This window comes from Desulfobaculum xiamenense (genome assembly GCF_011927665.1).
In the GTDB taxonomy this organism is placed as follows: Bacteria; Desulfobacterota; Desulfovibrionia; order Desulfovibrionales; family Desulfovibrionaceae; genus Desulfobaculum; species Desulfobaculum xiamenense.
Genome location: NZ_JAATJA010000001.1, coordinates 523863 through 537776, shown reverse-complemented (window position 1 = coordinate 537776; position 13914 = coordinate 523863). Strand labels below are relative to the sequence as shown.

Below are 13914 nucleotides of genomic sequence, written 5' to 3'. Positions count from 1 at the left end.
TGATATGCAGAATCAGAATCGGTCAGGGGATGTGAATGGCGGATGCGGGAACGGGGCAGGGGGCATGGAGCCATATCCGGACACAACGCGGGTGCCTTCAGCGAGCTCCTGAATCCGCCGACAGCGTCCCGCCCAAATCACACACTCTCGTTCTCAACATTCCCCGCTACGGAGCGATGTGACCGCGCCAGCGCCAGAAACGCGCGCAGGTAGTCTATGTCGGCATCAGCCTCGCGGATACCGAGAAAGATCTGCTTGTCGATTCCTCGCGGACCAAGGCGAATGGGAAGCACGTCGAACCTCTCCATGTATTCCTCGACAAGCCAACGCGGCAACGCCGTGACACCACGACCGCTTTCCACCATCTGCAGGATGATGTCCGTGGTTTCGATCAGTTTGTGCCGCTTCGGGGCAATCCCTGAGGGCGTGAGAAAACGGGTGAAGACATCGAGCCGGTCGGTCGAGACCGGATAAGTGATCAGGGTTTCGTCGGCCAGCTGAGCGGGTAGAGCATGGGCCGCGTCGCGCAGGGGATGACTCGTGCCGACCACAAGCACCTGCTCGTAGTCGAAGACGGGTTCGAAGAGCAGGCCAGGCTTGAAGAGCGGATCCGGCGTCACCAGGAGGTCTATTTCGTATCCGAACAGCGCCCCGATGCCGCCGAACTTGAACTGCTGCCTCACATCCATGTCCACTCCCGGCCATGCGGCCAGATAGGGAGAGGCGATCTTCAATAGCCACTGGTAGCAGGGGTGGCACTCCATCCCGATGCGCAGCGTTCCGCGTTCGCCATGTGCGAACTGCCGGAGGCGTTCCTCGGCTTGGACGAATTGCGGAATAAGCCTATGGGCCATGGCAAGCAGATACGCGCCAGCCTGCGTCGGCCGCAGGCGGCGTCCCTCCCGGTGCCAGATGGCAACGCCGATCTGGCTTTCCAGCTTGCAAATGCTGTGACTCAACGCGGACTGCGTGAGGCGCAACCGTTTTGCGGCGGCGGTCAGCGAACCGCACTGGTCCACAGCACGGATGATTTCCAAATGGTCGCGTTCGAGAGTGGGCATTGAGCGCTTTCCTTATATGAACAGAATTCATTGAAGTGTGAAAACTTACCATTTTCATTCATGGATTCAAAGCGCTATCTCTGGTCATGGCTTCCCCGAACCACAAGAAAGGAAAGATTCATGGCTTACACCCACAATCTCGGATTTCCCCGCATCGGGGCTCGGCGCGAATTGAAATTCGCACTCGAATCCTACTGGAAGGGACAGATATCCCGCGACGAACTCAAGGCCAAGGGCGCGCAACTGCGTCAACGCCACTGGCGTGATCAATCGGCTCTGGATTTCGTTCCGGTTGGCGACTTCGCCTTCTACGACCACGTGCTGGACATGAGCTTCACACTGGGCAACCTCCCCGAACGGGTGCGTCACCACGAGGGTGACGCGCTGGATAGCTCTTTCCGCATTGCGCGCGGACGCTCGGCCCCTGCGGCGGACCAGAAGGCGCAGTGCCCGAACGGCGTGACTGCTGGCGAGATGACCAAGTGGTTCGACACCAACTATCACTACATCGTCCCGGAATTCACCGCCGACACGACCTTCGCCGTGAACTCCTCGCGACTGCTGGAACAGTTGGACGAAGCGCGGGCGCAGGGCGTTGCGGCCAAGCCGGTGATCATCGGTCCCGTCACCTATCTCGCCATCGGCAAGGCCCGGGACGACTCGGATCGGCTTGCACTGCTGCCGCGCCTGCTGCCAGCGTATGTGGAACTCCTGAACGCATTGGCCACGCATGGCGCAACATGGGTACAGATTGACGAACCAATCCTCGTCACGGAACTCGACGAAGAGTGGACGCAGGCCTTCTCCACAGCCTATCGGACCCTGAACACCGGAAGTGTCAAGCTGCTGCTGACAACGTATTTCGGTCAACTGCGCGAGAACCTGCCGCTGGTCGCCGCGCTGCCGGTGCAGGGTGTGCATCTGGATGCCGTGAACGCACGAGATGAGGTCGAAGCCCTGAACGCGCAGCTTCCGGCGGAAAGCGTGCTCTCGCTAGGCGTCGTCAACGGCCGCAACATCTGGAAGACGGACCTGAACGCCACGCTGGACTGGCTGGAACCCGTGGCCCGGACGCGGGGCGATCGGCTGTGGCTCGCACCGTCCTGCTCGCTGCTGCACGTGCCCGTGGATCTGGAAAGCGAAGAGAAGCTCGACGCGGAATTGAAATCGTGGCTGGCCTTCGCCCGGCAGAAGCTGGACGAGCTACGCGTACTCGCGAACGCACTCAATCATGGCCGGGCAAGCGTGAAGGCAGCGCTGGAGACCAACCGCTCCGCCATGGACGCACGCCGACAGTCCCCCCGGGTGCACAACCCCGCAGTCCAAGCCCGCGTCGCGAAAATTGGCGAACTGCGGCACCACCGCAACAGTCCCTACGCTCACCGAGCCCAGAGGCAGGCCGCGCTGCTGAAGCTGCCGCCGTTCCCGACCACGACCATCGGCTCCTTCCCGCAGACGGCGGAAATCCGCCAGACGCGCAGCCGCTTCCGTGCTGGGGACATCGACGAGACGGCCTATCGTGAGATCATCCGGGCCGAGATCGCGCGGTGCGTGCGAGAACAGGAAGGATTGGGGCTTGATGTGTTCGTGCATGGCGAGGCCGAGCGCAACGATATGGTGGAATACTTCGGCGAACGTCTCGAAGGCTACGCATTCAGCCAGTTCGGATGGGTCCAGTCCTACGGTTCGCGCTGCGTGAAGCCGCCCATCCTGTTTGGCGACATCAGCCGCCCGCAGGCCATGACGGTGGACTGGATCACCTACGCCCAATCGCTGACCGACAAGCCGATGAAAGGCATGCTGACAGGGCCGGTAACCATTCTCAACTGGTCCTTCGTGCGCGACGACCAGCCGCGCTCGGCATCCTGCGCCCAACTCGCGCTGGCCATTCGCGAGGAAGTGCTCGATCTCGAAAGGGCGGGTGTGCGCATAATCCAGATTGACGAAGCCGCGCTTCGCGAAGGGCTGCCGTTGCGCAGGGCGCAGTGGAAGGAATACCTCGACTGGGCGGTCAGCGCCTTCCACATCACCGCCAATGGCGTGTCGGACGAAACGCAGATCCATACCCACATGTGCTATTCCGAATTCAATGACATTATCGACTCCATTGCAGCCATGGACGCCGACGTCATCACCATCGAGACCTCGCGGTCAGACATGGAGTTGCTCGATGTCTTCGACACGTTCAGGTATCCCAACGAGATCGGACCGGGCGTGTACGACATCCATTCGCCCAATATCCCGACGGAGGAGCACATCGTGCAACTGATGCGCAAGGCCGCCGAGCGCATTCCGGTCGAACGCCTATGGATCAACCCGGACTGCGGCCTGAAGACTCGCCAGTGGAACGAAGTGATCCCGGCCCTGACCAACATGGTCGCCGCCGCGGCACGACTGCGCGCCACAAAGGCTTAAACGATGCGGCTGCGGCGCATGAGATGTCGCAGCCGCTTGAGCTACCTATCGTGGCGCATCCGCTTTATATTGCCATTGCGAGTGAATAATCCGCGTGATAGATGTGCGGTGTTTGGCGTTAAGAGTGCTTACCGCAACCTGATATCAAGGCGGAAAAATGAATATTGAGCATGGAACACAACATGATTACGAAGAAATCATAAAGGTCTGGGAAGCTTCTGTAAGAGCAACTCACGCTTTTGTGCCAGAAGAATATATTCAGGAGCTGAGGGCGCTGATATTGAATTCTGCTCTGCCTGCGGTCGATGTCTATCTGATTAAAGATCAAGCAGACAATATCATGGGATTCATGGGCATTTCTGGTGAAATGTTGGAAATGCTGTTTATCGCTCCAGAACACTTCCGCAAAGGACTTGGCAAAGCCTTAACGACCTACGCTGTCGATACGTGTGGCGTAACCAAGGTTGATGTGAATGAACAGAATCCAGAGGCACACAAATTTTATCTTGCCCAAGGATTCAAGGTTACAAGACGCTCGCCCACAGATGGCATGGGCAAACCGTATCCCATACTCCATATGGAACGATGCCGGTAATTCCTGCTGCAGAGTTGTAGAGCCAACGTGTAGCCCCAGCCTGAAACTCGAATCCCGGCACGCCAGAAAACGAAAAAGCCTTCGGAAATCCGAGGGCTTTTTCGTTTATGAAATGGGGGTTTTGGTGGAGGCGGGGGGCCTCCACCTTTTTAATGTCTTGACTTTTTTGGCCAATAGTTAACTGAATATCTAACTTGCTAACCGTTTATGGGAGTGAAAGCAATCCTCCCATTCCTGATTAGTCCAGTAAATGGGCAAATCTCACTATGTCACGCAGGTCCTGGATTTTTGAAAAACAAAGTATATGTCGACAAAAAGCTTAAAAAAGGGGGGGGCGCATATGAATCCAAAACTATTCGAGTTCTCTTTGGTCAATGCCAAGCCTTCGGATTGGGATGATTTCGAGAAGTTATCCTCTTCTTTTCTTGTCGATGAGTTTGGTTCACTTAGAACTATGGCAGCACCATCTGGTGATGGTGGAAGAGACTCAGAACTGTTTTGTGTGATAAGTAAGCCCGTCGTAGCAGCGCAGTACTCTGTTGCAAAGGGCTGGAACACTAAAATAAATCAGACTATTCAGCGTCTTGAAGAAGGGATTGATAGTGTACGCATTCTCATTTACATGACATCTCAGGTGATTGGAGCAAATGGAGATTTGCTCAAGTCAGAGACTCTTGATAAAGGCATTTCTCTTGATATAAGAGATAGAAATTGGTTTATTGAGAGATTGAATACATCTAATACACGCGAGTCAGCGGCAGAAGCATTTATAGATACAGTTGGACGCCCAATCCTTGCCGGAGAAGGTCTAATTGAGAACAATCCATCTCAATTGTCTTCTAGCGAAGCTAAGACGGCCTTGTTATTTCTAAATCTTCAACTATATGATGACATTAATCAAAAAAGTCTGACGAAGTCATCATTCGAAGCAATAGTTCGGTCTGTGCTTCGGCGCACAAATTCTGAAAATAGGATGTCGAGAGCACAGATTTACGATGCAGTTTCAGGGGTATTGCCTAAAACAACTCGCCCCGAGATAGAGAGATTCACAGATAAGGCCTTACGACAATTAACAAAAGATAAGATTCGGCATTGGGTTAAGAAAGATGAGTTTTGTTTGTCTCATGAAGAATATAGCCGCACGCTCACTGGTTTGGCTGAGATTCAACTAACTGAAGGCAAAATTGATGAATTCATTGGTCATTTATTATCTGGTGATGACTTGGGCATAGCATTTGGTGAAGAGGAAATTTCTGTACTGATTGTTATGGCTAGAAGAATACTCGAATGTTTTTTGATGAGATTAGGTGAAGACTTCGCTTCTTCTGTCGCACAATCAAGGGTGAATCGCATTGAGACAACGATGCTAAGTGACATAATTATTAATGACATCAATGGACACAGACATAAAAATCAAGATGCAAATGTAGAGCATTATCCTAATGTGATTACCTTCATCATTAAGGAGATACTAAACTCTGGGACACATGAGATTAAGCAATATCTCAGAACACTGTCTGACTCTTACACACTTTTTTCATTTATGAAAGAAACACCAGATATTAAAAGAGTAACACAGCGTATCTTTTCACACGGAACAATTTGGCTAGATACAACTGTTTTACTCCCATACATAGCTGAGACGCTTCTTGATGATACGAATAAAGGCAACATTACCAAGCTTTTGAAAACCGCACATGATGCAGGTATAAAATTCATGGTGACAACAGGTGTTCTTGAGGAAATTGATAGCCATATGAATAGGTCTACTTTATGCGCATCTTATAATCATATGGAATGGGTTGGCAATATTCCATTCCTCTACTATAGATATACATGTTCAGGGAGAACGCCTAGTGACTTTGCTGGTTGGATTTCAGGATTCAAAGGAAAAGAAAGACCCCTAGATGATTTACTAGAATATTTACACGAAGAGCTCTCTGTAGAGCGCTGCGATTTAGCGAATAAGCTTGAAGAGATAGACAAAGATTTACGCTTTGCTACGAGTAGGCTCTGGGAAGAAAAACATAAGGCCCGACGCGCAAGAGCTGGGCATGAAGTCGATGAGGCCGTTACACAACAGCTTATAAACCACGATATTGAGAACTACCTTGGCGTAATAGCCCTCAGGAAGAATGAAAAAGTATCTGAGTTCGGCTATAAGCATTGGCTTTTAACTTTTGATAGCAATGCTTGGCAAATTCGGGATGCACTGTGTAAAGAGTTCAAGCAGACGCCACCGTCTCCTCTGATGTCGTTAGACTTCCTCTCGCGGAATTTGTCCATTGGACCAAGTAGAGAGATGCTATCCAAGGAAGGCCACAATAATGTTCATTTGGTTTATTCATTTGAAATGGATGGTGTAGAATCACGTCATGATATTGTTGGTATGGCGAATAAAGTTCGGGAAGAGAATAAAGACCTGCCGGATAGAGTCTTAAAACGTAAGGTGAGAGATGCATGTGATAGTGAGAGGCGGAGGCGGTCTTGTTCCGTTCCTGAAGCTAAGCATGTCGAGATGGCAAAAGATGAACTGTAATCTAAAAAGTCTGAAGCAGCCCGCCAGCGTATGAGAGCGCTTGAGTTTGCCGAGAGCTAGGGAAGCGTCAGCGAAGCCTGTCGGCGACGGCGGTGAGGCGTAAAGCCCGAGGACGTGCCTCTTGCAGGAAGGCTGTGCGCAGGGAACGGCGGACTTCATTCCTGCCCAGCACGGGGCGGAGGTCGATGGGGACGACGATTCGGAAGTGGTAGACGCCTCGACGATTCACGAGGTGGGAGGCGGCCTTCGGGATCATGGCTTCTCAGCTCCGGTTTGTACCCGCGACGTGCCCCCCCGGCCCAGAGCCTCGAATCCTGACCGCCAGAAAACGAAAAAGCCCTCGGAAATCCGAGGGCTTTTTCGTTTATGAAATGGGGGTTTTGGTGGAGGCGGGGGGAATCGAACCCCCGTCCGAGAATGCTCCACTCGAGGCATCTACAGGCTTAGTCCATCGATTTGTTCTCGCCGCTTGCCTGCCGATGGACAGGCGTGCTTACGGCCAGTTCACCTAGGTTCTCGCCCCGATTCCGGCGAACGCGAATCGGTAGCCAGCCTGATGGGGGTTTGACACCGTCCCCGGCTTATCAGACGTCCACCGGTTAGGCGCTGGCTTAATTAAGCAGCCAGAGCGTATTCATTATTGTTGGCATTTAAGCCTTGCCGCTTTTTACGAGGCCAGCGGCGCCTCGGCCTGCAACCCCGGCTTCAACCATCCCCGTCGAAACCAGGTCGCCCCCATTCAAAGAACCAAGGTGAATATAGGCACTTTCCCGCGTTTGGCAAGGGGCAAAGCCCGCGATGCCCCATTTTTCCCACGCCGCCGTGCCAAGCCCCCGACATTTCGCACAGGATTGCGATGCATCCTACGCCGCACGCCCCCATTGCCGCAAAGGCGTCAGCCGTCGAACAGGCGTTCCGCCAGCGCAAAGCGCGCCATCATCCGCTCGTAGGGCAGGGGCGCGTGCCCGGAACGGCACGAGTAGACCTCCACGAAAAGCTGCCTTCCCCAGTCGTGCCCGCTTTCGCGCAGGGTCTGTGCCTCCCGCGCGAAGGGCAGGAAATGCCGCTGCATATGGAAGCTGTCACGCGCGTTCTGCGCGAAGAAGATGCGCGGCATGTATCGCTGGTGATGATAAAAATCCATGACGCGCAGCCGGGTGGGATAGCGCTCGCGCGCCGTGCGCGCCGAGATTCCCCCAAAGCAGACGCGAAGCAGTCTGCTCACGGCGGCCTCGTCGGCAAGCAGGACGTCCGTATGCGCATTGTTGACGACGACCGACGCGCCGCGCAGCATCGCCCCAAGCATGAGCGACGTGAATCCGCCCGCGCTGGAGCCGAAAAGCACCAACTCCTCGAACCGACGCCCCAGCGCCTGGACAAAACCCCGCAGGATGGCCGCAATGCAGGGGAGATACGGATTCTGCGCCGTGCCGAGGCACCAGCCGCAACGCAGTCCGCCAAGATAGCGCGTCGGGTCATTGTAGACGATGACTGAATCGCGCATGGCAAAGGCCCAGCGCCAGCGGTCGAAACGCGGCAGGATGCGCAGATTGTCGCGGCTTGCCGTGCCGAATGCATAGACGCGGTGGGCATCGCGCTTGAGGTTTGTAAAGAACTCAAAGGGAACGCCGTCCACATCGAACGTATAGAGGGCAGGCCCATCCCAGTAGGGCACCAGCGAATCCGGCGAGGAAGGGTAGAATCGGGCGGAAGCCGTCAGTTCCCGCAGCAGGTGCCCATCGAAGCGTTCGGTCAGTTCGTCCGTGAGCATGGAGTTTTCGAGGATGCGCATTCCGCATCGCACGTTGAACTCCATGACTCCATCGTTCGCGAATGCGTTGCCCATGGGCACCTCCCGTTTATGCGCCGGCGACGTTGGCCGGTTTCGGGAAGACGAACGTGTTATATGCCTGCCGGAGCCTGCGCACGAGACGATACTCGTCCTTCAGCATGGTCCGCAGGCGTACGGCCTCCGGCGGCGAAAGGGCAATGGTGTTGCAGCCGTGATTGACGGTGGTATTGCACAGGGGAACGTTGAACAGGGACGACAGCATGCGAAGCGAGCAGTCCATATCTTCTACGAAGAAATACGCGCCAAGTCGTCGAATGCAGTTGTACGCTTCGCCGACATCGAATGAGGGCGAGAACATGTACAGTTGGCGCATGAGTTCACGCTGCGGGATCGTATCCAGAAAGTCCATGAACGAATCACCGAGCCACTGGCATTCCGCACTGGAATCGTCATTCTTTTCAGGCAGGTCTCTTTGACGAAGAAGCGTACGATACAGGGAAAGTATGCGCGCGGCAGGATCGCGAAACGTCGAGAAGATGAACGTGCGATCGGGAATGCGCATTTCATGGAATGGGGAAAGGGACGAGGCGTAGAGAAAGCGCCCGTTCTCGATGAAGTCCCGCGTTTCTCCCGCAAACACGAGGCCCTTGTAATAGACAACATTTCCCCGGCCGACATCGCCGAACATGAAACCGCTTTCGTTGTCGATGGCGTTGAGGAAAATTCGGTTGATGGCTGCCCCAGCGCATTTGCGGATGTGGCAGTAGTAATACCTCTCGTACGGACCCCTGATGTTGAGATACATGGCGATCCCCCGGGCTGGCCGTTCCGTTCCCCCGATACCCGCCAACGCGCCTCGACCATCCCGCCCAGCCGCATGGTGCAGCCGTGGGCGGAATAGTCCACGATATTCAAAATAGCATACTGCGGGGGCCGTGGGAAACCATTCCACGAGAAAAGCGCGAGGACAGGACGAAAGGCGCCGCGCCGAAAAGCCATGGCAGAAGCGTGTACGCGCGAGGAGCGGGGAGCACGTCGAGAAAAAGAAAGCCCTCCCGCTTTCGCAGGAGGGCTATGCATTCGTGGTAGCGAGGAGAGGACTTGAACCTCCGACACTGCGGATATGAGCCGCATGCTCTGACCAACTGAGCTACCTCGCCATGTGTTGACAACTTTCGTCGTCTGCGGAGGCGGTATCTACCCGTTCCGTCGGAAATTGCAAGGACTTTTTTCCAAAAAGCCCCCAAAAGGGTCTAGCGCAGCGCCCATCCTTCGCCGTTGGGACCGCAGGTCATCACCTGCGCACCGGCGGCGGTGACAGCGATGGTGTGCTCGAAGTGGGCGGAGGGCCTGCGGTCGGCGGTCACGATGGTCCAGTGATCGTCGAGGGTCTGCACTTCCTTCACTCCGGCGTTGATCATCGGCTCCACGGCGAGAACCATGCCCTGCTTGATTCGGAAGTCCTCGCAATTATGCGAGAAGTAGTTCGGAATCTGGGGCAGTTCCCACATGCTTTCGCCGATGCCGTGGCCCACCAGCTCCTCGACGACGGAGAAACCGGCATTTCGGGCGTGTTTGGCCATCTTCTTGGCAATCTTGCTCCACTTCTCGCCGGGGCGGATGTCCTTGATGGCGATACGCAGGCATTCCTCGGTCACGTCCAGGAGGGCGCGCTTCTCGTCATCGAGACCGTCTACGCCATGGGAGCAGGCGCAATCCGCGCACCAGCCCTTGATCTTGAGGCCGATGTCGATGCTGACAATATCTCCAGCGATCAGCTGACGAGAGGACGGGATGCCATGCACGACCTCTTCGTTTACGGAGATGCAGCACGTCGCGGGGAAGGGCACCTTTCCGGGAACACCCTTGAAGAGCGGGGTGGCGTTGTTGCCGAGGATGAACTTTTCCACTTCGGCGTCGATGGCCTCGGTCGTCACGCCGGGTTCAACCATCTCGGCGGCGATCATATGGGCCTTCCAGAGCAGAAGGCCCGCTTCGCGCATGAGCGCGATTTCGGATTTGTTCTTGAGCTTCAAGGCAAGACTCCCTTTTTTACCGTGGGCAAAGGGCAAGCTCATACTCCTTCAGAGTCTCATGTCAACCGCAGCGGGCGCAAACCTGAAAGCCCACCGCTATCGCCAATGTCCCGTCATGTCGCAAATGCGTCCGCAACGCGCCAGCATTTCGCGACGAGAGGCATGGCGGCACTGGGGATTTCGCACCGCAAAAACACCGTTGACCCAACGGGAATCGCACCATGGCGGGCCATTCTCCACGTCCGTCGCTTGCAAGGAACATCAGCGTCGGGTAGAAGACTGGGCCGCGCCACGCGAAACCGCGCGTCCCGCTGGCGTTTTCCCGTTCACCATTATCCAAACAGTACAAGAGACGAGCCATCATGAATCTCAATCTTTCTCCGCTTGCTCCGCAGCAACCCGCCGCCGACGAAACCGCCATTACCTTCGTCCCGCAGGGCGTGTGCTCCAAACTGATTACCTTCCGCGTGGAAGAGGGCAAAGTCCACGACGTAACCTTCACCGGCGGTTGCCCCGGCAACCTCGAAGGCATCGGCAAACTCGTGGAAGGCATGCGTGTGGCGGACGTGATGGATAAGCTCTCCGGCATCCGCTGCGGCAACAAGGCCACCTCCTGCCCCGATCAGCTCTCCAAGGCCCTCGAGCCGTACAGGAACGACGCCTAGCCCGTCGAACGCGCCGCCTCGTCCGAGTGGGAAGCCCCCCTTGCGGCAAGGCGTGTTTGAAGCTCGATAAAGAAAAGCCCCCAGCGTGTTGCTGGGGGCTTTTCTTTATCTGTCGGAATCCGACTCGGCGTCCATCGTCCCCGCCAAAAAGACGATAGGGCCACTAACGCTGTAGACTCGCACCAGTAGTCATCACCGCTTCAAAATTCATATACTTTGGTCACTTCCCGATGCCCTTCAACGCCTCAAGGTCGGCGGCCATACGGCCCATACCGCCCATCTCCACAGGGATAAGGACGGTATTTCCCTCACCCTGGGCAGCCTCTCGGACGGCATCACGCATATCCCAGCCTTCAAAGAATTTGAGGGCCAAGGCATGATCAATGTTCAGGCCCTCGCAAAAGACGGCAATGGCTTTGCTGTTGCCTTCGGCCATGGTATTGCGCTGATCCGCATAGCCCTTGGCTTTGAGCCGCAAGCTTTCCGCTTCCGCTTCCGCCCGGCCCACAAGGCGTTCCCGCACGGCTTCCTTTTCCAGAACTGCAGCATCCTTGTCGCGCTGGGCGGCCAACACCTTCTCAAAAGCCTCCTTGAGCTGGTCGCTTGGCTGCGGATCGTCCACGAGGACGTTGACTACGGCGAAACCGTACTCTTCAAATGTGGACTTGAGTTCAGTCTCTACCACGGCTTCAAAGTCTGACTTGCCCGAAAAAATTTCGTCCATGGTCATTGAGCTGGCCTTGGCACGGACTTGGTTAACGACATAGGAAAGAATCTGACTCCACGGATTGTCCAAAGCGTAATAGGCATCCTTCACTTTTTCCGGGATGACCTTGACCTGCACTTTGACCGGGACGCACAGAAAGGCGTTATCCTTGGACTTTATCTCCACGGTTTCCGCAATTTCCTGAATGCGAAGATCTACGGTCGCCACGGCGATTTGGATGGGCCAAGGCAACTTCATCGACAGGCCGGCGGTTCGGAAGCCGGAGTATTTGCCGAAGGTTTCGAGTATCTGGACCTTCTGTTGTTTGGTGATGATAAAGCAGCCGGAGATTATAGGCAGTAGTGCAATAACTAGAACAATTAGGACGCCGACCATGATGATGCCTCGTATCGATTTTGAGTTTCGATGTGAAAATTAGCGATGCTATATTCGCGGCGACGTTATTTCGTTTCCTTCGCCGAGGCAACATAAAACAAGAGAACGTCCAGCTCCGTTCACCAAAACAAGGAGAAATTTTGTCATTCCCATACCTTTTCATGAGGAATTATGGGGGAGAAAACATACTGCTCGGCGGGCTTTTCGTTGATTGCAAGGGCAGGGTGGAGAATCATCCAACACTGCGGCAACATTCACAGCACATGAATATTGCCTTTGAAAAGGGGACCAGAGGCCCAACTTCCTTTTCCAAACGAAAAAGCCCTCCCGCTTTCGCGGAAGGGCTATATACTCTTGGTAGCGAGGAGAGGACTTGAACCTCCGACACTGCGGATATGAGCCGCATGCTCTGACCAACTGAGCTACCTCGCCATGATGCGTCGGGAAGAGCGGGAAACGCTCACCCCGTCGGCGAAAAGGCATATAAGAATTTTCAAACCCGATTGCAAGCGGAAATTAGGACTTTTCTCAAAAAAGCCCCATCTGCCAGAAGATAAGGACAATCGGAGCCAGAACGAGACGGTACCATGCGAAGGGGCGCAGCGTCACCTGCCCCAGAAGCCGGATGAACACCTTTACAGCCAGCCACGCGGACAGAAAGCTCACCACGAAGCCCGTGGCGAGAAAGGGCAGGTCCGCCGCCGTGAACAGGTGCATACTCTTAAGCATGTCATAGCCCGTGGCCGCGAACATGATGGGCACCGCCGCGATAAAGGAATATTCTGCGGCGACAGTGCGCCCAGCACCAAGGATCATGCCACCCATGATCGTAGCCGCGGAACGCGAAAAGCCCGGCCACAGCGCCAGACACTGGAACGCGCCCACGCCGAGGGCGAGCAGGGGAGTGATGTCGTCGAGAGTCTGCGTGGTCGGCGTCCTACGCCGACGCTCCACCCACAGGATGGCCAGCGCGCCGACACCCAAAGCCAGCGCCACGGTATACGGCCCGAAGAGGTATTGCTTGATGGCGTCATGCGCTGCCAGCCCGGCCAGCCCGGCGGGTAGCGAGGTCAGAAACAGCAGCCACAGCCCGCGCACGCCAGAGAAGCGCATCCCCGGCGCAGGGCGCAGAAGCCCCCAGAAGCGCTCCCAGTAGAGCACAACCACGGCGAGAATGGCGCCAAGCTGGATGACGACCTCGAACGTCGCGGCCTTTTCGCCGGTAAAGCCCAGCAGATGCCCGACAAGGATCAGATGCCCCGTGGACGACACGGGCAGGAATTCGGTCAATCCTTCGACGACGCCGAGAATAGCGGCCTGAAGAATGGAATCCACGCAGTACTCCTCATTTGTGTATGTATACGAAATGCCGTCCGGTTCGGACACAAGCGGCCTAGCTCAAGCCGCAGCAAGTTGCAAGCCCGCTCCCGATGGTGTAGAGCCAAGGCAGCCCGACGGCTGGAACCCCGCCGCGCAAAAGGAGAAACCATGACGACGATCATGCCCGACAACGAACTGTTTCGCCGTGCGGTCCGCTGGATCGACGAACAGCGGACGGACGGCACGTCCAACCTCGACGCGCTCATTCAGGAAGCCGCCATGCGCTTCAATCTCGGCCCGAAGGAAACCATCTATCTGGACGATTTCTTCAAGAAGAACTTAAAGAAACAGGACGAGTCCCCTGAGTAATCCGCTTTCCCCTTCACTGC

General features: G+C 55.6%; 12 protein-coding genes, 2 tRNA genes and 1 other RNA gene. 5 read left to right on the top strand and 10 right to left on the bottom strand.

Annotated features, from left to right (window positions below; genetic code table 11):
• Positions 1-137: 137 nt before the first annotated feature.
• The gene (locus GGQ74_RS02445) at positions 138-1061 is read right to left on the bottom strand and encodes a LysR family transcriptional regulator (protein WP_167939944.1); all 924 of its coding nucleotides are present in this window, start codon (positions 1059-1061) and stop codon (positions 138-140) included.
• Between the two features lie 120 nt (positions 1062-1181).
• Here GGQ74_RS02445 and metE point away from each other — a divergent pair, with 120 nt between their 5' ends.
• From metE to GGQ74_RS02430, 3 genes are all read left to right on the top strand, one after another.
• Positions 1182-3476 (top strand): 5-methyltetrahydropteroyltriglutamate--homocysteine S-methyltransferase, encoded by a 2295-nt coding sequence (metE, locus tag GGQ74_RS02440; protein ID WP_167939943.1) that lies wholly within the window; start codon positions 1182-1184, stop codon positions 3474-3476.
• A 157-nt stretch (positions 3477-3633) separates the two neighbouring features.
• A complete protein-coding gene (locus tag GGQ74_RS02435; protein WP_167939942.1) occupies positions 3634-4071 on the top strand; it encodes a GNAT family N-acetyltransferase in 438 nt (145 codons plus the stop codon).
• A 340-nt stretch (positions 4072-4411) separates the two neighbouring features.
• Complete coding sequence (locus GGQ74_RS02430) at positions 4412-6610, top strand: hypothetical protein (protein WP_167939941.1); 2199 nt, start codon at positions 4412-4414, stop codon at positions 6608-6610.
• 67 nt (positions 6611-6677) lie between these two features.
• Here the strand turns inward: GGQ74_RS02430 and GGQ74_RS02425 are convergent, their stop codons facing one another.
• The 6 genes from GGQ74_RS02425 to map form a co-directional block, all read right to left on the bottom strand.
• The gene (locus GGQ74_RS02425) at positions 6678-6866 is read right to left on the bottom strand and encodes a DUF6538 domain-containing protein (protein ID WP_167939940.1); all 189 of its coding nucleotides are present in this window, start codon (positions 6864-6866) and stop codon (positions 6678-6680) included.
• Positions 6867-6991: 125 nt separating this feature from the next.
• Positions 6992-7347, bottom strand: a transfer-messenger RNA (tmRNA) gene (ssrA, locus tag GGQ74_RS02420).
• Between the two features lie 158 nt (positions 7348-7505).
• Positions 7506-8456, bottom strand: a complete 951-nt coding sequence (locus tag GGQ74_RS02415) for a hypothetical protein (protein WP_167939939.1) — start codon at positions 8454-8456, stop codon at positions 7506-7508.
• A 13-nt stretch (positions 8457-8469) separates the two neighbouring features.
• Positions 8470-9207: a sulfotransferase family 2 domain-containing protein gene (locus GGQ74_RS02410; RefSeq protein WP_167939938.1), complete on the bottom strand. Its 738-nt coding sequence runs from the start codon at positions 9205-9207 to the stop codon at positions 8470-8472.
• A 278-nt stretch (positions 9208-9485) separates the two neighbouring features.
• Positions 9486-9562 (bottom strand) — tRNA-Met (locus GGQ74_RS02405).
• A 93-nt stretch (positions 9563-9655) separates the two neighbouring features.
• Positions 9656-10438: a type I methionyl aminopeptidase gene (gene map, locus GGQ74_RS02400; RefSeq protein WP_167939937.1), complete on the bottom strand. Its 783-nt coding sequence runs from the start codon at positions 10436-10438 to the stop codon at positions 9656-9658.
• A 362-nt stretch (positions 10439-10800) separates the two neighbouring features.
• Here map and GGQ74_RS02395 point away from each other — a divergent pair, with 362 nt between their 5' ends.
• On the top strand, positions 10801-11103 hold the full coding sequence (locus GGQ74_RS02395) for a TIGR03905 family TSCPD domain-containing protein (protein WP_167939936.1): 303 nt from the start codon (positions 10801-10803) through the stop codon (positions 11101-11103).
• Positions 11104-11323: 220 nt separating this feature from the next.
• Here GGQ74_RS02395 and GGQ74_RS02390 read toward each other — a convergent pair whose 3' ends face one another.
• The 3 genes from GGQ74_RS02390 to GGQ74_RS02380 all read right to left on the bottom strand — a co-directional run bounded on the left by GGQ74_RS02390 (position 11324) and on the right by GGQ74_RS02380 (position 13540).
• Positions 11324-12205, bottom strand: coding sequence for an SPFH domain-containing protein (locus GGQ74_RS02390; protein WP_167939935.1), 882 nt, complete (start codon positions 12203-12205; stop codon positions 11324-11326).
• A gap of 355 nt (positions 12206-12560) precedes the next feature.
• A tRNA-Met gene (locus tag GGQ74_RS02385) sits at positions 12561-12637 on the bottom strand.
• A gap of 96 nt (positions 12638-12733) precedes the next feature.
• Positions 12734-13540, bottom strand: coding sequence for an undecaprenyl-diphosphate phosphatase (locus tag GGQ74_RS02380; RefSeq protein WP_167939934.1), 807 nt, complete (start codon positions 13538-13540; stop codon positions 12734-12736).
• Between the two features lie 153 nt (positions 13541-13693).
• Here GGQ74_RS02380 and GGQ74_RS02375 point away from each other — a divergent pair, with 153 nt between their 5' ends.
• Positions 13694-13894 (top strand): hypothetical protein, encoded by a 201-nt coding sequence (locus GGQ74_RS02375; RefSeq protein ID WP_167939933.1) that lies wholly within the window; start codon positions 13694-13696, stop codon positions 13892-13894.
• Positions 13895-13914: the final 20 nt, after the last annotated feature.